This is a genomic window from Pseudoalteromonas shioyasakiensis, assembly GCF_022398475.1.
Lineage (GTDB): Bacteria > Pseudomonadota > Gammaproteobacteria > Enterobacterales > Alteromonadaceae > Pseudoalteromonas.
This window is the reverse complement of record NZ_JAKEVM010000006.1, coordinates 14534-35409: the sequence shown is the minus strand read 5'-3', so window position 1 is coordinate 35409 and position 20876 is coordinate 14534. Positions and strand designations below refer to the sequence as shown.

16 protein-coding genes and 1 riboswitch are annotated in these 20876 nt (G+C 42.4%); of the genes, 7 read left to right on the top strand and 9 right to left on the bottom strand.

Annotated elements, in window-relative coordinates:
• The first annotated feature begins 158 nt into the window (after nt 1-158).
• Entirely contained in the window at nt 159-758 is a 600-nt protein-coding gene (locus tag L1D51_RS02545; RefSeq protein WP_239962505.1) for a TIGR04211 family SH3 domain-containing protein, read from the top strand.
• A gap of 48 nt (nt 759-806) precedes the next feature.
• On the opposite strand, the gene L1D51_RS02540 is transcribed toward L1D51_RS02545, so the two are convergent.
• Entirely contained in the window at nt 807-1289 is a 483-nt protein-coding gene (locus tag L1D51_RS02540; protein WP_054551119.1) for a winged helix-turn-helix transcriptional regulator, read from the bottom strand.
• Nucleotides 1290-1456: 167 nt separating this feature from the next.
• Here L1D51_RS02540 and putA point away from each other — a divergent pair, with 167 nt between their 5' ends.
• Both putA and L1D51_RS02530 read left to right on the top strand, forming a co-directional pair.
• The gene (putA, locus tag L1D51_RS02535; protein ID WP_055198234.1) at nt 1457-5260 is read left to right on the top strand and encodes a bifunctional proline dehydrogenase/L-glutamate gamma-semialdehyde dehydrogenase PutA; all 3804 of its coding nucleotides are present in this window, start codon (nt 1457-1459) and stop codon (nt 5258-5260) included.
• Between the two features lie 161 nt (nt 5261-5421).
• Entirely contained in the window at nt 5422-6630 is a 1209-nt protein-coding gene (locus tag L1D51_RS02530; protein ID WP_055198241.1) for a cyclic di-GMP phosphodiesterase, read from the top strand.
• An 18-nt stretch (nt 6631-6648) separates the two neighbouring features.
• Here L1D51_RS02530 and L1D51_RS02525 read toward each other — a convergent pair whose 3' ends face one another.
• Both L1D51_RS02525 and L1D51_RS02520 read right to left on the bottom strand, forming a co-directional pair.
• Nucleotides 6649-7701, bottom strand: coding sequence for a general secretion pathway protein GspB (locus L1D51_RS02525; RefSeq protein ID WP_239962503.1), 1053 nt, complete (start codon nt 7699-7701; stop codon nt 6649-6651).
• Between the two features lie 13 nt (nt 7702-7714).
• A complete protein-coding gene (locus L1D51_RS02520; RefSeq protein ID WP_054560922.1) occupies nt 7715-8632 on the bottom strand; it encodes an ExeA family protein in 918 nt (305 codons plus the stop codon).
• A 125-nt stretch (nt 8633-8757) separates the two neighbouring features.
• Here L1D51_RS02520 and L1D51_RS02515 point away from each other — a divergent pair, with 125 nt between their 5' ends.
• Nucleotides 8758-9867: a tRNA nucleotidyltransferase/poly(A) polymerase-related protein gene (locus L1D51_RS02515; protein WP_239962502.1), complete on the top strand. Its 1110-nt coding sequence runs from the start codon at nt 8758-8760 to the stop codon at nt 9865-9867.
• Here the strand turns inward: L1D51_RS02515 and L1D51_RS02510 are convergent.
• From L1D51_RS02510 to L1D51_RS02495, 4 genes are all read right to left on the bottom strand, one after another.
• Entirely contained in the window at nt 9855-10376 is a 522-nt protein-coding gene (locus L1D51_RS02510) for an Lcl C-terminal domain-containing protein (RefSeq protein ID WP_239962500.1), read from the bottom strand. The genes L1D51_RS02515 and L1D51_RS02510 overlap by 13 nt on opposite strands.
• 3 nt (nt 10377-10379) lie before the next feature.
• Nucleotides 10380-12056 (bottom strand): Lcl C-terminal domain-containing protein, encoded by a 1677-nt coding sequence (locus tag L1D51_RS02505; protein WP_239962498.1) that lies wholly within the window; start codon nt 12054-12056, stop codon nt 10380-10382.
• Nucleotides 12057-12139: 83 nt separating this feature from the next.
• Nucleotides 12140-12472, bottom strand: coding sequence for a hypothetical protein (locus L1D51_RS02500; protein WP_054560926.1), 333 nt, complete (start codon nt 12470-12472; stop codon nt 12140-12142).
• 33 nt (nt 12473-12505) lie between these two features.
• A complete protein-coding gene (locus L1D51_RS02495) occupies nt 12506-13213 on the bottom strand; it encodes a DUF2982 domain-containing protein (RefSeq protein ID WP_239962496.1) in 708 nt (235 codons plus the stop codon).
• Between the two features lie 241 nt (nt 13214-13454).
• Here L1D51_RS02495 and L1D51_RS02490 point away from each other — a divergent pair, with 241 nt between their 5' ends.
• The 3 genes from L1D51_RS02490 (at nt 13455) to msrA (ending at nt 18226) form a co-directional block, all read left to right on the top strand.
• The gene (locus tag L1D51_RS02490) at nt 13455-14507 is read left to right on the top strand and encodes an efflux RND transporter periplasmic adaptor subunit (RefSeq protein WP_054561193.1); all 1053 of its coding nucleotides are present in this window, start codon (nt 13455-13457) and stop codon (nt 14505-14507) included.
• A 2-nt stretch (nt 14508-14509) separates the two neighbouring features.
• Entirely contained in the window at nt 14510-17608 is a 3099-nt protein-coding gene (locus L1D51_RS02485) for an efflux RND transporter permease subunit (protein WP_239962494.1), read from the top strand.
• A gap of 84 nt (nt 17609-17692) precedes the next feature.
• On the top strand, nt 17693-18226 hold the full coding sequence (gene msrA, locus L1D51_RS02480; RefSeq protein WP_239962485.1) for a peptide-methionine (S)-S-oxide reductase MsrA: 534 nt from the start codon (nt 17693-17695) through the stop codon (nt 18224-18226).
• Nucleotides 18227-18374: 148 nt separating this feature from the next.
• On the opposite strand, the gene L1D51_RS02475 is transcribed toward msrA, so the two are convergent.
• Both L1D51_RS02475 and L1D51_RS02470 read right to left on the bottom strand, forming a co-directional pair.
• Nucleotides 18375-20228 carry a TonB-dependent receptor domain-containing protein gene (locus L1D51_RS02475; RefSeq protein WP_239962477.1) on the bottom strand — a complete coding sequence of 618 codons (1854 nt, stop codon included), beginning with the start codon at nt 20226-20228 and terminating at the stop codon, nt 18375-18377.
• A 34-nt stretch (nt 20229-20262) separates the two neighbouring features.
• Nucleotides 20263-20418, bottom strand: a riboswitch (cobalamin riboswitch).
• A 162-nt stretch (nt 20419-20580) separates the two neighbouring features.
• On the bottom strand, nt 20581-20820 hold the full coding sequence (locus tag L1D51_RS02470; RefSeq protein WP_054551105.1) for a hypothetical protein: 240 nt from the start codon (nt 20818-20820) through the stop codon (nt 20581-20583).
• Nucleotides 20821-20876: the final 56 nt, after the last annotated feature.

Genomic DNA, 20876 nt, shown 5'->3' with positions numbered 1-20876 from the left:
TGTTAATGCAAATTTTTTCCTGTTTTTTACGGTTAAGCCCACGCACGGATTACAATATCAGCCTTGCTATTAATAGTTGAAATCCCTACTATCTCTATACATAAAGAAATTATAAATTTAGCCACTTCTAGGCAAGATCACATTAACAAGGTAGATTGATGTTAAAACAGTGTATTTTTGGGTTGCTCCTTGCGGCCACCACTTTTATTAGCTACGCAGAAGAAGCACCAAGCAGCGACAGCCAAAACACCGCATACATAGTCGATAACCTGTATACCTTTATGCACTCAGGCCCAAGCAAAAACTACCGCATTTTGGGTTCAGTTGATGCAGGTACGCAAGTTGTGTTGTTGTCAGGTGAAGATAATGGCTACTTTAAAATTCGTGATGATAAAGATCGTGAAGGTTGGGTTGAGTCAAAATTTGTTACTGAAAACGCGGGTATTCAACAACAATTTCAAGCACTGAATAACGACATGACAGTAATGCAAGAGCAGCTTCGCCAAGCTGAAATTGAGTTGCCACAACTACAAGAGCAGAACAAATCACTAACAGAGCAAAACCTAGCTCTTAGCAAGCAAATCGAAACACTTAAGAACACCATTGAGTCTGAGCGCAATGCAAAGCAAACAGCCAGTGCTAAAGAGAAGCGTCAGCTACTTACATATGGCGGCGCAATTGCATTTATCGGCTTACTGTTAGGTATTATCTTAACCGTGGTGTTATCTCGCCGTAAACGTTACGACGGCTGGGCATAAGCCACTAAATAGTCAATAAAAAAGCACCTGATGGTGCTTTTTTTGTATCTATATATCGAACCTTAGTCCGGTATCTTGTTTAATTTTTTCGATCACCATATAGGTGTGATGCGTACCTACCCCTGGTATATCAACTAAATCCCCCAGCACCTGACGGTATTCGTCCATATCAGACACACGTACTTTTAATAAGTAGTCATAGCCACCAGCAACCATGTCGCATTCAACTACTTGTGGAATATTTAAAATATATTCACGAAAGACTTTAAATACCGATGTATTCGAAGTCACCAACGAGACCTGTACATGTGCTAACAAGCTCTGGTTAAGCTTTGCTTCGCTAAGCTTTGCGTAATAGCCTTCGATGTAGCCTTCTTGCTCTAAACGTTTTACACGATCTAGACACGGGCTTGGGCTCAGATTTACCTGTTTTGCGAGGTTTACGTTCGATATTCTGCCATTTTTTTGCAGAGCGTCTAAAATTGCTAAATCGATGCGATCTAACATGCGTAATCTATTCGGACTGGTCATAACAGAATTTTATGCGGCTAAGTTAACGGTATGCCCTGTAAATTATCGTAAATCGAAAAATTTAACCAGCATATTCTGCTGGATTTTAATTAGAATGCACGAATTATATCAATGGTAAGAAATGCAATTAGTTCATTTTTTAGACTCCACATACCAGAGGGTTACATATGCTATTTAATGGCGATTTGACAACTGAATGTCCAATTAGACAAAAGATCCGTGATTTCTACCGTATTGACGAAAATGCGGTTATTGATCATATTTTGCCTTTGGCTGAAGTAGGCGTGAAAGCGCGTAGCCGAGCGTGGGAACGTGCTCGTCAAATGGTTTTAAATATCCGTCGCGATCAGGATGGTCAAAGCGGTGTAGATGCACTATTAAATGAATTCTCACTTTCAAGTGAAGAAGGCGTTGTATTAATGTGTCTTGCAGAAGCACTATTACGTGTTCCAGATAAAGCAACGCAAGAGTCACTAATTCGTGACAAACTTGCTAAAGGTGACTGGAGCTCGCATTTAGGTAGCAGCGATTCTTTATTTGTAAACGCCTCTTCTTGGGGTCTGTTAGTAACCGGTAAAATGGTTAACTACAGCGACAAGTCAAAAGAGCAGCAATTCGGTGTACTTAAGAAAACAATTGGTCGTTTAGGTGAGCCTGTTATTCGTAAATCTGTGAACTTCGCGATGAAGATCATGGGTAAGCAATTCGTTATGGGTCGTACTATCGACGAAGCGATTGAACGTGCAGCAGAAAAAGAGCAAAAAGGCTACGTTTACTCATACGATATGCTAGGTGAAGGCGCACGCACAATGAAAGATGCAGAGCGTTACTTCAACAGCTACATGACAGCTATCCACGCGATTGGTAAAGCAGCAAATGGCCGTGGACCAATCAAGAGCCCTGGTATCTCAGTTAAAATTTCTGCGATTCACCCTCGCTATGAATTCACTCACCGCGAACGTGTTATTGCTGAAGTTGTACCTAAGTTAAAAGAGCTTGCGCTTGCAGCGAAAAGCTACGATATCGGTTTTACTGTTGATGCTGAAGAAGCTGACCGTTTAGATATCTCTTTAGATGTTATTGAAGCGGTATTCAGTGATGACGATTTAGGTAACTGGAACGGCTTTGGTTTAGCAGTTCAAGCATACCAAAAGCGCGCTATTTTTGTCGTTGAGTGGGTTGCAGAACTTGCTCGTCGCGTTGGTCGTAAACTAATGGTTCGCCTTGTAAAAGGTGCATACTGGGATACAGAAATCAAAACCACTCAACAAGATGGTTTAGATCATTACCCGGTATTTACACGTAAGGCGACCACTGACGTTTCTTACAAAGCTTGTGCTATTAAGCTTCTAGAAGCACGCGATGTATTGTATCCGCAATTTGCTACACACAACGCATACACTGCAGCAACAATCTTAGAAGTTGCAAAAGGCGACAACGAAGGTTTTGAATTCCAACGCCTGCACGGTATGGGTGAGTCGTTATTCGACCAAATCGTAACCCAAGAGAAAATTCAATGTCGTGTTTACGCACCAGTGGGTCAACACGAAGACTTACTTGCATACTTAGTACGTCGTTTATTAGAAAACGGTGCTAACTCGTCATTCGTTAATGCGATTGTTGATACGACTAAGCCTGTTGAATCACTATTACCTGACCCTGTAGAAACACTGCAAGGTTTACGTAACAAGTACAACACGCAAATCAAGATGCCAATTGATTTATACGGTGAAGAACGTGCTAACTCAAAAGGTATGGACTTAACTGATATCAACGTCATCACACCATTTAAAGAAAACCTTGATACCTGGTTTGATGAGCACCGCATTGAATTAAGCGATGTGCCAGAAGGCTCTCTTCCTGTGAAGAACCCTGCAAATCACAAAGAGATTATTGGTCATGTGAAACTACAATCTTCTGACGAAATGACTGCTCTTTTAGAAAATGCAGAAAAAGCATTTGAGTCATGGTCACAAACGCCTGTAAAAGAGCGCGCAAACTTATTACGTCGTGTTGCTGACATCTTAGAACGTCACCACGATGAGCTTGTTGCTATCTGTATTAAAGAAGCTGGTAAAATTACCCAAGATGGTATCGATGAAGTTCGTGAAGCAGTGGATTTCTGCCGCTACTACGCGGCACGCGCTGAAGAACTTTCTGAAGATGAGCGCTTTGAAGCACGTGGGGTGATCTTATGTATCAGCCCATGGAACTTCCCACTTGCAATCTTCTTAGGTCAAGTAGCTGCAGCAATCGTGACTGGCAACACAGTTATTGCTAAACCTGCTGAGCAAACAAGCTTAATCGCACTTCGTACCATTGAACTGATGCTATCTGTAGGTTTACCAGAGCACGTTGTACAACCTGTTATTGCTCGTGGTAGCGAAGTAGGTAAAACTATCGTTCCTGATGAGCGCATTCAAGCTGTTATGTTCACAGGTTCTACAGAAACAGGTACTGTTATTTCGCAAACACTTGCTGCGCGTAATGATATTCAAGTACCGCTTATCGCTGAAACAGGCGGTCAAAACTGTATGATCGTTGACTCAACCGCTCTACCAGAGCAAGTTGTTGACGATGTGATCAGTTCAGGTTTCCAAAGTGCTGGTCAACGCTGTTCTGCACTGCGTGTATTATTCTTACAAGAAGACGTTGCTGATGGCATCATTGAGATGATCAAAGGTGCTTTAAAAGAGCTTCACGTTGGCGACCCGTCATTGCTTTCAACTGATATCGGTCCTGTTATCGACGAAAAAGCACTGAAAAATTTAAATGACCATGTTGAATACTTAAAAGGTAATGCAACACTTCACTATGAGTGTGCTATTCCTGATAACAATGAAAATGGTGCTTACTTCTTTGCGCCTCGTTTATACGAAATCAAAGATTTATCTGTACTTAAGCGCGAAGTATTTGGCCCATGTGTACATATCATCCGCTTTAAAGGCACAGAGCTTGATAACGTGATTGACCAAATCAATGGCACAGGCTTTGGCTTAACAATGGGTGTGCATTCGCGTATCGAAGAGCGCTGTGAATACCTAGCGAAAATGTCACGTGCAGGTAACGTTTACATCAACCGTAATATGATCGGTGCGATTGTTGGCGTACAACCTTTCGGTGGCCGTGGTTTATCTGGTACTGGTCCTAAAGCGGGTGGCCCTAACTACCTACAACGTCTAGTGAAAGAAAAAGCATCACCAGATAACGTGCAAATGACTAACCTAACACCTGATGAGCTAGATACTCACCACTATTCAGGTGCAGCTGAGCAGGTTGCTACGCTAATGGATAACTCATTACGCGACGAGAAAATCTGGCGCGCAACACCACTGAACGACCGAGTTTCTGCTGTACGTCAATTACTTGCAAAAGTAGCAACTGTAGAAATTATCGACGAGCTTGCCGATGATTTAGCATTAACGCTAGCTGATGCCCGTGCGCAACTTAACCGTCTTGAAAAACACATGCGTAAGCACACTGTGTTACCTGGACCAACGGGTGAGTCAAACACACTTCACTTAGAGCCTCGTGGCTGTGTGGTTTGTTATGCTGATAAGAGTACGTCATTTAACTTCTGGGCAATTTCGATTATCACAGCACTTGCTGCTGGTAACACAGTAATCACGGTTGCTTCTGAGTTATTCTTTGACGAAGCGGTTGCGTTTAAAGATAAGTTTATCTCAACAGGTATTGCTGAAGGTGTATTCCAAGTTGCTAAACCTAATCAGTTACAAGCTATCTTGGCGCACCCTCACCTTGCAGGTGCGGTTGTTGCAGCTCGTTCATCACGTTTAGGCTACTTTAGCCAGCAGCTAGCACAACGTAAAGGTGCAATCCTGCCAGTGATCAGCTCTGAGTACTACGACACGCTAATCAAGCGCTTACTCACTGAGAAAACAATCAGTGTTGATACAACCGCATCAGGTGGTAACACATCACTAATGACCTTGGTTGAAGACGACGAGTAATCGTATAAATTAAAGGAAATTAAGCTTTCCTGAGTTAATTAAAAGCCCTCGCATTTGCGGGGGCTTTTGATTTTTACAGATACCTTTTTACTATTCTTGTTTACCGAGCTACAAATTTTCTGCTAGTTTTATAGTAATGTATTCGACTAGAAGTAAAGGCTTTGAAAACACTCCCTATCAATCAACTTAAGCCCGGCATGTTTGTCCAAAGTGTGACAAAACAAAAAGGCAAGATCCGTATAAAAAACCAAGGTTGGGTAAAAACACAGGGAAGCATAGACAAGCTGATCAAGGCTGGCATATTAGAAATAGCGATAGACCCAGACAAAACACTGACCTTAGACAGTGAGAATAAAGTGGTTGAGCAGCAACATAATCCGCAACCTGTTGGCGAGACTAGCGCTTTTGACCCTTGGCACACTACTCACAGTGTGTCTGCAGAAATGGGCAAAGCAAACAGCTTATATAACGAAGCAAGATCATTGCAAAGCAAAGCCTTTGACGATATCCGCGATGGCAACAAAATTGATATTGCCCCTTTTAAAGAACTCGCAAGTGGCTTTATTGATTCAGTTTTTCGTAATCAAGATGCGCTTGCCTGTATCACTCGAATGCGTGAAAAAGATGCTTACCTACTTGAGCATTCTATCAATGTATCAATTTTGATGAGTATTTTTGCTAAACACTTAGGTATTGAAAAAGCCGTTATTGAAGAGCTTGCGACCGGTGCTTTACTTCACGATATTGGTAAGATCAATATTCCCGATGAGATACTCAATAAGCCTGGCAAGTTAACCGACGAAGAGTACAAAGCTATTCAAGATCATGCTCGTTTCAGTAAAGAAATTTTAGAGCAAGCAGGCTTGAGCGGGATTGCTGTAGATATAGCAGGCTTCCATCACGAACGTTTAGATGGCAGTGGCTACCCGTTTGGTAAAAGTGGTGACGAGATAAGCTTGTACGTACGCATGGCTTCAATTGTTGATGTGTATGATGCATTGACCGCTGAGCGGGTCTACAAAGCAGGAATGGAGCCAATTAAAGCATTTAAAATACTCAAAGATGGCTGCCCAGATAGCTTTGACGGAGATCTAGTCACTAAGTTTATTCAGTGCATCGGTGTTCACCCGGTTGGTACCTTAGTTAAACTTGAAAGCCAAAAATTAGGTTTGGTCACACACAGTAACCCTACAAGTCCTTTAAAACCTCAAGTGAAAGTGTTTTATAACGCTAAACATGCACGCTATACCGAAGTGCAAGATATTGATTTGGCTAACAGCCGTTGTCACGATAGCTTAGAATCAGCAGTCAGGCCGAGAGACTTTAACATCGACCTGATCCGCTTTTTTAAGAGTGCGATTCTACCTTAGCCCTAAAATAAAGACTGGCTACTCAGGCCAGTCTTGCAATGCTTTTAACGTAAACTCATAGCCATCGTAGCTTAGTAGGCTCTGCTCTGGAGTGATTTCAATTACTGATAACACACCTATGTTATCGCCTTCGTATAACTCACGCCCATTTAACTTGATCCAACGCTTCGATGTTTCTGAAGCATAAATATGCGCTTGGTATTTAATGGTAGGAATGAGACTTTGTAATGCATCAGGCAAGAGCTCAATTGGCTCTGCATAAGACGTATTTTTAGTGCTACGGGTAATATCAACACTATGTTTGTTATCAACATCTTCAACCGCTTTAGCAAAAGCATCTTTCAATGTATCTGGTACATCTTTGAGCTCATCATTTGTTGATGATTGAGAAGCTGGTTGAGTTGGCTGACCATTAAGTGGCTTGCCTAGCACCTTGTATTTACTTAAATCAATACCATTACTGCTCATTTTCTGCGGGTTGATTTGTTGCATTGGCTGCGAAAACTGTGGCTGTGATTGATACACTGGCTGATTTTGATACACAGCTTGTTGCTGGTACTGAGGTTGTACTTGATAACCTTGATTTGCATACATAGGGGCTGAATTTACCGGAACTTGTACCCACTGATATTGCTGACCTTGCACTGGCACCTGCTGCATCATTTGTTGCGGTACAGATTGTTGCACTTGTCCTTGTTGCATCGCTGTTACTTGGGCTGGGTTATTGGTCGCTTGCGGGTTTTGGCTTTGCGCTACTTGCTGTTGCTTAGCGGGTTGCTGTGTTTCAGGACTTGCCTGAGCCTCAGTGGCAACGCTTTCTGTGGTTTCATTGCTGTTATTAACAAGCTTTGGCTGCTCAGCAGCAGGTTTAGTTTGCTGTAACCATTTACCAATCGAAAATCCTGCCATAAGCGTCAATATTGCCGCCAGTAATAGCCCAAATGAAAAAGCTAAGCGTCGATACCGTGTTAATTCTTGCTGTTGTTTGAGCGCAAGTGCGGCTTGGTCATGATCAACGGCAGTTTGTGCGTGCTGATCAGATTGTTTAATTGCATCTAGTAATAATGACATAAATGAACACTCGTTATATTAGGTAGGATAAACCAATACCCATTCCTAATACGGCTAAAAATGAAACTGGGTAAAGCCAAACATAACTCGGCTCTTTATTTGCTACAGCAACAGGAGTGCTGGTTGGCGGCAGTGCTTCTGCGGCTGAGCGCATCACAAGCTCGCTGTCGATACTCAATTTTTGCTGTGAAAAAGCTCCCACTAAACAGCGCTCACATAATAAATTGATCAATCTTGGTACGCCTTGAGTAACCTGATAAATCGCTTTTAACGCATCCCCTGAGAACAATGCTTGCTCTGTGCCCGCTTTAAATAAACGGTGCTTAACATAGGCAAACACTTGTCCTTCAGTGAGTGGTAATAAGTGATAACGCGCAGTAATACGCTGGGCAAGTTGTCTTAATTCAGTGCGTTTTAGTAGTTCTTGAAGCTCAGGTTGCCCTACTAATACAATTTGCAGCAGCTTTTTATGATCTGTTTCGATATTGGTTAACAAGCGCAGCTGCTCTAGCACATCAGGTGCGAGTAATTGTGCTTCATCAATAATTAAGATGGTGTGACCGCCCGCTTGATTGTTTGCCTCAAGGTGCTTTTTAATCACATCAGTTAGGGTCTTCAGAGTCGCATTAGTACCGTCGTACTCAATCTTTAATTCATCACAAATACTGGCAAGCAGTTCAAGCTGTGACAAAGCCGGATTATGAATTTGTGCCACTTGGGTGTTTTCAGGTAACTGCTCTTGCAGACTTCTTGTTAGTGTTGTTTTACCTGTACCCACTTCGCCTGTTAACAAAACGAAGCCACCCGCTTCACCTAATCCATAGGTAAGGTGCGCTAACGCCTCTTTATGGCGCTCACTAAGAAATAAATACTCAGGATTTGGGGCAATCGAAAAGGGTTTTTCTGACAAGCCAAAATAGCTTAAATACACCGTGTTATTCCTTGCGTTTAAAATCACGGTCTATAATGGCAAAAAACATCGCTACTTAAAACCTTGTTTACATTTTATTGGCTAAATAACGTAAAATAGCGAAAAGGCAAAATTATAGGTGTTTTATGCAGGTTTATTTAGTCGGTGGCGCAGTTAGAGACGCCCTACTTGGTCGTGACGTTAAAGAGCGCGACTATGTGGTAGTTGGTGCAACGCCTGAGCAACTGATCAGCCAAGGCTATCAACAAGTTGGTAAAGATTTTCCGGTATTTTTACACCCACAAAGTAAAGAAGAATATGCGCTAGCGCGCACCGAGCGAAAGCAAGGCCAAGGTTACACCGGCTTCATTTGTGATTTCACGCCAGATGTCACATTAGAGCAAGACTTAATTCGTCGAGATCTCACCGTAAATGCCATTGCTCAAGCTCAAGATGGCAGCTTAGTTGACCCTTTTTCTGGCCAACAAGACCTTGAGAATCGTGTGTTACGTCATGTCTCCGATGCCTTTAGTGAAGACCCTCTACGCATATTACGCGTAGCCCGTTTTGCTGCTCGTTACCATTACCTCGGCTTTACTATTGCGCCAGAAACCAAGGCGCTTTTAATTGATATGGTCAAAGCCAAAGAGCTAAACACACTAACAGCTGAACGCGTTTGGTTAGAATGCGAAAAATCTCTAAGCGATGGCGCATTTTGCGAGTTTTTAAATGTACTTGCCAGCATTGGCGGCCTGCATGTAATTAGCTCTGAGCTTGAAAGTAAATGGTGTGATGAGCTTTACCATACTTTACAAGCTCGCTTTGCCTATGCGAATAAACTGCAAGTTAGTGACACTGCGTTATTATTTAGCCAAGTTACCTTAGCGCTTTCAAGCGACGAGATAAAAGCGATGGCTAGTAAGATACGCATACCTAATGAAGTGCGCGATTTAGCGCTATTTAGCCAAACACACCAAACAACGTTAAGTGCAGAAAAACCATCTAGCGAGGCCGTTTTTGCTTGCTTTAACCAACTTGATTTATGGCGTCGTCCTGAACGTTTTGAGCAAGTATTAAAGGTGTTAGAGATAAGCCAGCAACAGCCAGTAGCCAGCTATGACTCTTTAGTAAATGCAGCCACGCAAGCACGAGCTGTCAACCCGCAACAGTTTATTGCACAAGGTATTAAAGGCGCAGAAATAAAAACCGCGCTTGAGCAAGCGCGGTTAGAGATTATTAAAGGCTACTTTTCGTAGCGCACTAAACGCAAATAAACATCGGACGTTTTTGCGTGAAGGCTGTTGATGCCTTTATCAAATTGATACACCCAAGCTAGATCAGTGCGACTGATCCCTGAAGTGCTACTCCAGTAGTTTTGCAGCTTAGTCGATAAAAATGCGTTTTCGTTAATACTAGGCTGCACACAACTATGCTCTAAAATACTTGCTAATTCTTTAACATTTGGCACATGCCAATCACTGTAATCAGCAAAGGTTGCATTTTCAGCCCCGCGTAAAGCTTCGCCCCATGTAAGCTGCTGGCTCGTGCCCTCGCAAGTATCCGTGTCACTATCATAACTTTGACCAAACGTACAACGTTGCCACATAAGACCCGTTTCGCTATCACTCACAGTGCCATCTTCGTTAATTACAAAACGGCTATCAGGGGTCGTCTCATTGACGGCGCTGTAACATACTTGCGCAGCAGCAAAACCCGATTGCAGAGCAATACCGGTAACTACTGTGATTAAAGGTAACTTTCGCATATTTTACTCTCCCGGCGTTCTAACTAAGCGCACAAAGGCGGTATTACTTTTTGGATATGCTAAGTCATTAGCACTACTCATATCGATAATATAAGCTTGCGATAAACTCGTACCATCTGCCGCTGTTTGTGAAGTCCAATAAGGCATGAATGAGCTACTATCACTGCTTAGCTGAGTATCACTTGGTTGATTAGGGAAGAAATCACTATTAAGCAATGTAGGCTCACCTTGCTTGGCATAATCTAATAACCCTAATAATTCGGTGTAAGTTGGCACACGCCAATTTGTACCACCGCAAAAATCGCTGCTGTTCACATCATTAATGTAAGTTTGCAGGCCACAGTCACTGGTGCTTGGGCAAGTAGAGCCGGCAGCCCCTTGCACACTACCCGTTTGCACACCACTTGAACCATTTAAATACCAGGTATAATGGTTTGTTGCTGCACGATCAGCTGTCGACGGTGGTAATGTTGAACTGGCTTCTTTTACTTCCCAAATAAGGCCCGTCACATTATCTCGAACACAACTAAAGCTGGTAGCATCATCAGGGAGTTCGTCGGCAAATTCATTCATTTTAGTAAAATCAAACGCTAAGTCGCCCTGACCTACTTTATCTAGTTGGTTTGCGACACTATCACGACCTACATCGGCGTCTTGGCTTGGGAAGTCTTCGCTGTCACAATTTATTTTTTGTGAGTTGTTATAGCAATCACTCATGCCTGTATCGTTAATTAAACCAAGTGGTTTTGGGCTAATATCAATTATCACAGTATCTGTGTCGCTTCGCGATTTACTGTCAGTCACGGTAACTTCAAAACTCAGCTCTGAATCGGTATCAACATCTGGGGCTACAAACGTCGTGGTACACTGGTTCTGGTTTGCCAAGGTCACAGTTTCGCCTGTTAATTGTTCCCAAAAACATGACTTTGTTGCCGTCACAATTTCACTATTGCTGGCATCAAGGGTTACGGTATCAAACTCAATAACCTGCTGATCTTCACCTGCATCCGCAATAATTACCTCAACGGTTTTGTTTAAGGTAAACGATGCTTCAGTGCTTGCTGAGCCACCTTCATCATCCGTTACAGTTAAACGCCATGTCATCGCTGTATTTGATTCAAGTAGTGGGTGAGTGAAGCTAATGGTTTGATTGTTGTAACTGTCAGCCGTTAAATCTGGGCCATCAAGTTGAGTCCACAAGTAACTGTCAACTGAGCCATTTTCATCAATATCAGCAGACTCCTCGCCACTTAATGTGATCACATCATTATATTGTGATGGCAATTCTTCTGGAGCTGTTTGCGTGATCACTGCAACAGGCAGTTGATTATTTGATGTAATAAAAATACTGACCTGATCGGAAACAAGTTGCCCATCGGTTTGATAATTCACTTTTAAAACAAGTTCAGAGTCGAGTTTAATATCAGGCGCGGTAATGGTTTGTTCTGCGCCCTCTGCAGGAAAACCTTCTAGTGCGGGGCCACTGACTCGCTCCCAAGTAAAGGTGCCATCAGCTGGGGAGCCTTGGGCAGAGACAGTAAATTCACTTTTTTCAATAATTTGCTGATCTGAGCCTGCATTAACTGTTGCTGCGACTGGGTTCGAATCACTCGAACCACCACCGCCGCCACAGGCTGTTAATGTCGTTAATGCAACTAGGGTAAGAGGCACTAATCTCATGTTTACCACCTTAAAATGCAAAGTCGGTCATGGCCGACTGCCAAATAAGCTAATAACAAGCAATTAAAGTGCCAGACTAGGAATTATAAATAACTATCTTGGTGAATACGTACGAAGAGCTTAGTGCCTATTTTACTGTAATCAACTTTGTACTCTCTGCCATCAAGGGCTTGAATAAACAACAAACGTTTTTCTTCTGCAAATACATCTGGGCTTGATACATACACCATCTCTAAGTAGCGTTCTTTGGCTTCACGACGGTTTTTTGGCAGATCTTCTTTAAACGGCTCTAAACCGTTTTGAGTAACTTTAATGCGTGGATGGTTCTCACCATTCACAACCACTAAGTCGAGTTTTTTATCTTTATGTATAATTGTGTTTCGACCGCTTTTAATAAAAGAACGTTCTTGACTCATAGCCTTTTCCTACTACTTACTGCCACCTATAGCTTACTTTTTAAGTAAGCGAGTCTCTATAAACTCACTAGGATTCAGTTTCCAACGATTCAAATCAGCACTAAATTGCCAAATATCAACATCAAGTACATTGGCAGGCAATAATAAGTCGTATCCTGTCAACTGCCTTAAATGCTGCGTACGATTGGCAAACATGGCAATCAATCCTTTGTAAAGCTGACCACTTGGGGCAGTGTAGTCCGTCTCTTCTATTAACCATTTTGATGGGCAATCACCATTTTTGCAATGCTTTTGAATAACTTGCATAAATAAATGGCGCTGCTCCATTAGTAATCGTCCGGCAACTCTTGGGTGAATCTGTGTTAAAAATTCATCTATGTTATTGAGTTTAATACCAACTGCATTTAACTCAAGGTATTCTAAGCCCTGTTCCACTTTTGGTATACCACTATGATGAAAATTAGCATGATTTAGCTGCCAATTCCCAACTTTATGATGATAAATAAGTAAATTCTGAGTAAATGTTAGGCTAAAGTATGGTTCTTGAGTTTTTAAAAAGCCAACAAAAATTGCCGCTATGCAGGTTGTGGCTAAAAAAATCTCAACAATGCTAATTTCACCGGGCCTCAATAGGTTAACTAGCATAATAATGATTAACCCAATACCGCCCACAATTAAAAACTCACTACCATGGCGGGATGCTTGTGCGCGCACTCTAAGTGCAGGAGGTTTCTTATCCATAAACAGAAAAGTAAAAAATAAACATCACAATTGTGACCAAAACTATCTTTCTAAGCGTTAAACAATAATTACATTTTGGCTCTTTACCCATACTAAAACCTCTCTTTTAGTCACAATAAAGGAACAAACTAGCCGAACTTTTAACTTTTACGCCAAATGCACAAATTTATGAGATACCTGACATACGGGGCACGTACTAATTTTGTACACTACACTCAACTAATTTTCTGGTAACACGATGATGTATTCTACACAATCTGGTAAAGCACTTTTTCCTTTTATTATTACCCTTTTACTAGGGTTATGTATTTATTTGTATTTACCTTCAAGCCAAGGTGAGCAAAGCAACTTTGGCGACCGTGCAACTCAAGTGACAGCGCACACTGTTACAGCCGAAGAAAATGCTGTGCTAATAGAAGCAATTGGTAGTGCTCGTGCTAACCAAGCTATTTATATTCGCAGTGCACAAAGCGATTATGTTACCGATATCTTTTTCAATGATGGCGACTTAGTAAGTAAAGGTCAAAAACTGGTTCAATTGCAATCTCAAGAAGAAGAGTTAGCAGTGAAAGAGCTAAGCATTAATTTACGTGAAGAACGCCGTCAACTTGAACGCCTTACTGAGCTATCTCGCTCACAGGCTACGGCTAAATCGTTACTAGAAGAGCAGCTATCACGCGTAGACGCAACCGAAGCACAACTTGAAAGCGCTAAAACAAAACTTGCCGAAATGACGATTAAAGCCCCCTTTTCTGGCTTACTTGGTAAGCGTGAAATTTCAATTGGTACTTATGTTAGCAATACTACAAACATCACCACCCTTGATGATATCAGCATCATTAAAGTCGACTTTAAAGTACCAGAAAAATACCTAGCGCAGTTACAGCTAGGAATGAAAGTGATGACCCAAAACGATGCTTACCCAGATAAAACCTTTAACGGTAAAGTGACGCATATTAGCTCGCGTATCGATTCAGTCACTCGTAGCGTTGAAGTGACAGCAAGCTTTATCAATGAAAAAGGCCTATTACGCCCAGGTATGCTGTTAAACACCGCATTAGAGTTAAGTTCAAACCAAGCGCTTATGGTACCAGAGAAAGCCGTCATCCCTCAGCAAGACAAACACTACGTGTTCCAAATTGAAGATGGCGTTGCTAACAAAGTCGAAGTACATGTGGCGGGTCGTCACAATGGCTGGGTAGCTATTGATAAAGGCCTTGAAAATGGTCAGCAAGTCGTGACTGAAGGCATCATTAAAATCCGTACTGGCAGCAAAGTAAGTATCAAGGGCTAAACATGAAAATTACTGATACTAGTGTTAAACGCCCGGTCTTTGCGATCGTAATAAACCTGTTGTTACTTACCTTTGGTTTAGTGGCATTTTCTATGCTGCCACTGCGCGAATACCCAGATATTGAAACACCGATTGTCAGCGTTAGCACTGATTACACAGGTGCCAGCGCAGAGATTATTGAAACGAAAATCACCCAAGTACTCGAAAACCGCATTTCGGGTATCGAAGGCATTAAAAGTATTAACTCATCAAGCCGAAATGGTCGCTCAAATATCACCATTGAGTTTAATATCAGCCGCGATATCGATGCCGCATCAAACGATGTACGCGAACGTGTAGCCCGTGCCCTTGATAGCTTACCAGAGCAAGTTCGCCCACCAGAGGTCTCTAAGTCAAATAGTGATGAAAGCCCAATTGCCTGGTTTGTACTAAACAGTACCACTATGGATTCATTGCAGTTATCTGATTACGCACAGCGCTTTATTGTTGACCGATTAGCCGTTGTTGATGGTGTCTCTAACGTACGCGTTGGTGGCGAGCGTAAATACGCAATGAAAATCTGGTTAAACCGTAAAGCGATGGCAGCACGCGGTATTACCAGTAGCGATATTGAAAACACCTTACGCACTGAAAACGTTGAATTACCTGCCGGTGAAATCGAATCTATCGACCGTGATTTTACAGTACGTACCGCGCGTAGTTATAAAGATCAGCGAGACTTTCGAAACCTAGTAATCAAACGTGGCAATGATGGCTATTTAGTACGTTTAGGTGAAGTGGCTGATGTTCACTTAGAAGCTGCTGACGACGAAAGCTTATTCCGTGGTAATGGCCGTAATATGATTGGTTTGGGTATTGTAAAACAAGCCAAAGCCAATACCCTAACCGTGGTTGATAATGCCCGCGCAGAGCTTGAAAAAATTAAGCGTAACCTGCCAGAAGGCACCACCATTCAAGACAGCTATGACTCATCAATTTTCATCAAAGAGTCTATTGATGAAGTGTATAGAACCCTTGGGATTTCAATGGCGCTAGTTGTCTTGGTTATTTACCTATTTTTAGGCAATATCCGCGCAACCCTAGTACCTGCTGTAACCGTACCAGTGGCGTTAGTAGGCAGCTTTATGTTCTTGCTGGCTATGGGTTACTCAATCAACTTGTTAACTCTTCTGGCACTCGTGCTTGCTATCGGTTTAGTGGTAGATGATGCGATTGTAATGCTTGAGAATATTCATCGTCGTATAGAGTTGGGTGAGCCGCCACTGCTTGCTGCGTTCCGTGGTGCCCGTGAAGTTGGCTTTGCAATTATTGCCACTACCCTCGTATTGATTGCGGTATTCGTACCGCTGGTGTTTATGGATGGCCGTATCGGTGCCCTCTTTACCGAATTTGCGATGGCAGTAAGCGCCGCGGTGTTCTTCTCGAGTATTACGGCGTTAACGCTTTCTCCGGCGCTTTGCTCTAAAGTGTTAAAAGCTTCAGAAAAAGAAAGTAAGTTTAGCCAGTGGATGGATAGAACCTTTAACAAAATCGAAAATGCCTATCGTAACTCGCTGGCTTCAAATATGGGTCGTAAGTGGAGCTTACTACTGACTATGATTTTGGCTGGTGTTGCCAGCTTTATGCTGTTTCAAAAAGTGCCTTCAGAGCTTACGCCAAAAGAAGACCGCGGTACTTTCTTTATCATGATGAGTGGCCCTGAGGGCGCAAGTTATGAAAATAACGCTGCAAACATGGCAAAAATTGAAGAACGTTTAATGCCTTACTCTGAGTCTGGTGAATTGAGCCGAGTGCTTGTTCGTGTACCTGGCTGGGGAGGCCAAGGTGGTGTTGCTATCATTGGTATGGCTGACTGGGATAAGCGTAAGCGCTCTACATGGGAAGTAATGGACGAAATCAGCGGTAAAATGACTGAAGTGACCGATGTGCGTGCGTTTGCCATTATGCGCCGTGGTATTGGTGGCGGCGGTTCATCTCGTCCGATTGAATTTGTACTGCAAGGTAACGATTACGACCAGCTAGCCGATTGGCGAGACCGTATTATTAAGCGTGCTGAGAAAAACCCAGGCTTGGTAAGAATCGATCATGATTACAAAGAAACATTCCCGCAGTTTTTAATCAACATTGATAAAAACAAAGCCGCTGATTTAGGGGTTTCTGTATCGGATGTGGGTCGCACGCTAGAAACCATGTTAGGGCAACGCCGCGTAACGACCTTTATCGATCGTGGTGAAGAATACGATGTGATTTTAAAAGGCACCAAAGAAGACTTTGCTAACCCGACTGATATCTCAAATATCTATTTAAAATCACGTAGTGGCGAATTAGTACCGCTTGATAGCTTAATTAGCTTAAAAGAAGAAGCCACCGCATCGCGTTTAAACCGTTATAACCGTATGCGCGCAATTACGTTAAGTGCTAACTTAGCAGATGGTTATACCCTAGAAGAAGCGCTTAACTTCTTAAATCAAGTGGCAGCAGAAGAAAACGACATCGACGGTGCAATCGACTACAAGGGTGAATCGCAGCTGTTCTATGAAGGTGCATCGGCAATGACCTATGTATTCATACTGGCACTGACTGTGACCTTCTTAGTACTTGCAGCACAATTTGAAAGCTTTATTCACCCATTTGTGATCATGCTTACTGTGCCACTTGGTTTAGTGGGTGCGTTATTTGGCTTGTGGTACACCGGACTTACTCTAAATATTTACAGCCAAATTGGTATCGTAATGCTGATAGGTTTAAGTGCGAAAAACGGTATCTTGATTGTTGAGTTCGCCAACCAGCTGCGCGATAAAGGCGTTGAGTTTAACGAAGCGATTAGCCAAGCTGCGACACAACGTTTACGCCCAATTATTATGACTTCACTGACCACAGTGATGAGCTCGGTACCGCTAGTTCTTGCAAGTGGCCCAGGTGCAGAAAGTCGCATGGTAATTGGTGTGGTGGTATTTACAGGTGTTATTGTTGCAACCTTACTAACCTTGTTCGTAGTACCTGCAGCATACAGCGCACTTGCTAGAAATACCCAGTCGCCTGAGTACTTGCAGAGCAAGTTAGAACAACAAGCAAAAGACAAGCCGTTAGAAGAAATTTAAACGAGCTTAAGCTTTAACAAAACGCCGTCTTTACGGCGTTTTGTTTTTTCGGCTATAGTCAGCAAAACGGTAAGGGAGTGAAATATGGATAACAACATACAAATCGCCACTTTTGGCGGCGGCTGCTTTTGGTGTATTGATGCTGCATTTAGACGTGTAAAAGGCGTGCTTAATGTCAGCTCTGGCTATGCCGGCGGTGAGATTGAAAACCCAAGTTATCAGCAAATTTGTACTGGCTTAACGGGTCACGCTGAAGTGGTTCAGCTCGATTTTGACAGCAGTATTGTAAGCTATAACACCCTACTTGAAATGTTCTTCACTTTACACGATGCCACACAGTTAAACCGCCAAGGTAATGATGTCGGCACCCAGTATCGAAGTGTTATTTACTATCATGATGAAAAGCAAAAAGCAGAATCTCAAGCCATGATTGATGCCTTACAAAAGCAAATTCATGAGCCGATTGTCACCGAGCTTAGCCCGCTTACAAACTTTTACCCTGCAGAGCAGTACCATCAAGACTATTACAATGAAAACCCAAATCAAGGTTATTGCAGTATTCTTATTGCCCCTAAGCTTGCAAAGTTCGAACAGTATTACGCAGATAAACTAAAATGAAAAAAGCCCGCTAAGTAGGTAGCGAGCTTTTAGACGCAGAACTAATAATAACGCTGAGTTTGTTTTAACTTAAGACTAATGACATCAACGGGCAAATTAATGTCAATTACTAGCTATAAGTAAACAACTCAGCTGACTTTAAGAGTTATTAGAACTGATAGCGGGCACCTACAAACAGGCGACGCTCGGCCGTGTTGTAGTAATAAAATTCGTCGTTGATGTAATCACCATCTAGGTCTGTACCATAGGCATCAACGGCGTTGTACTCTTTATCGAATAGGTTTTCTACACGTAGTGACACAGTTAAGTTGTCAGTTGCTTGGTAGTGACCTACTAAATTCCATAACGTATACGAAGGTAAGTGCGTTAACTTGCCATCACGGTCACCACGGTATTGCATATCGATACCGGCATCAAAATCCCCCCATGCTTTGTTTAATGACCAATTCACACTGTGATTTGACACATAGGTTAGTGACTGACCTGTCTCAGTATCTTCCGCTGAAAGATAGGTAAAGTTAAAGCTGTGATCAAAGCCAAACACTTGGTTTTTAAAGCTAAACTCAACACCTTCGTGGCGAGCTTCGTTTATATTGGTTGGGATCCACTGCCCTGATGCATTTGGTGCCCAAGCGATTTTGTTGTCGATTTCGCTGCGGAAAATCGCAATATCAAGGCTGATATCATTCACATTGAGTGATAAGCCAAGCTCTTGGTTATCTGATGTTTCAGGGTTTAACTCTGGGTTACCTGAGCCAGGGTAATATAGGTCATTAAATGTTGGAGATTTAAAACCCGTACTTTGACTTACGCGAAATGTAGCGATGTCATTTAAGTGATAGCCAACAGCTGCGGTGTAAGTTGTTTCATCACCAAACTGCTGATCATCATCTTGGCGAACGGTTAGGTTTGCCAGCACGTGTTCGTCGTCATAATAAGCGCCAACAAACGCAGCGAATACTTCACGGCTATCTTTTAAATAAGTACCTGAGTTAGTATTCACTTCATCTTTATACCAATTCAAACCGCCACTAAGAGTCAGCGCTTGATTGAAAAAGTATTGGCCATTGTAATCAATTTGCTCACGCTCAGTTTCAAACTTATCAACCACCGTTGCGCCCGTGTAATCAATGCGTGAGTCATCTGAACTGTCACTTGATATAGCAATATCAATGGCATGGCTGTGTTTTTCGAAAGCCTTTTTCCAACCTAATGAAGCTTGGTAATTTTCGAACTCGCCTTTTTCTACGGTGCTGTCTGCAGGGCTATAAGCGCTATCGTATTTTGCTTCGCCTTCTGAGTATTGTGCTTGCGCTAAAAACTCACCTAACTGCTCATTTTGATAACCTAGATTAAAGCCAAGGTTTTTGTTCTCGTAGCCGTCTTCATCTGGCGCTAAGCCTTGAAGGACATCAAACCCATCTGTTTTTTCATAACCGGCATTAACGGCAACATCAACACCCGCAACCTGACCACCTGTCGCCACTTGGTACTCTTGGTAAGAATCTGAGCCAAAAGTAACATCTAAGGTCGTGTTTTGTGCTTTACGGGTAATGATATTTATCACACCAGCTAGCGCATCAGAACCATATACAGCAGCACGTGAGCCTTTAATTACTTCAACACGCTCAATACTGTTTAAAGGAATATTGCTAATACTTTTATAGCCAAGTGTTGCAGAACCTGTACGCACACCATCAATTAAAATAAGCGTGTGACGAGAACTTGCACCACGTAATGAAACACCTGAGCTTTGCCCAAAACCACCATTGGCATTAATTTGAAAGCCTGCCTGAGTGGCTAGTAAGCTTGGTAAGTCACGAACATAGCTTGCTTCAATATCAGCACGGTCTATAACAGTAACGCTGGCTAATACATCATTAATTGATTGTTCGAATTTATTGGCAGTAACTGTGATATGCTCGATCGATTGCTCGTCAGCAGATACAGAAAAAGACAACGCAGCAGCAACCGCTACGCCTAACGCAGATTTATTTAGCATGATATCCCCTAGCCTGTGCCCACCGCACACGCGAATAGTAAGTTACTTCAAGGCCGGTCTCCGGACTCTGTAAATGCATGGCATATACATTACCGTTGCGGGGGCAGTGTTGGCATTGTTTTCTCCCTGAAAACGCACCGACTTCCCGATTATCTTGCGACTATTTCACCCTTTGAAATAAAACGTATCTGAAGATACAGCAAGCACCTCGAAAATAGGCCGTTATTGTGATGATTTTGGGGAAGAAAGTCAATGGACGGCTATACTGCTAAAATGAAATTTTAAGCTTTAACCTGTAAGCCGAAAGTAAAAAAGCCAATCAGCATGGCTGATTGGCTTTTTAAAACAATGATTACCAGAAATACTCATGAGGTTTCGAGTTTCCTAACGGAAAAACAATTCCTTCTGGGTCAGCACCATTCAGCACAAGCTTACAAAGAGCTTTATTTAAACGTCTTCTTGGCTTGGTCATCGTCATTTTCACCCACCAACTTGGTGTTTGTTGGTAAAAATAAGTACTGTGTGGGCCGGTGTATTTTCTGTTTATTTTACCGTGTTTATTACGATCTATTGCTTTGTTTTTTACTGACATAAATATCCTCTAGCTGAAAATAGCTAGAAGATATCTTTTTCTCTGTAACCTAATAT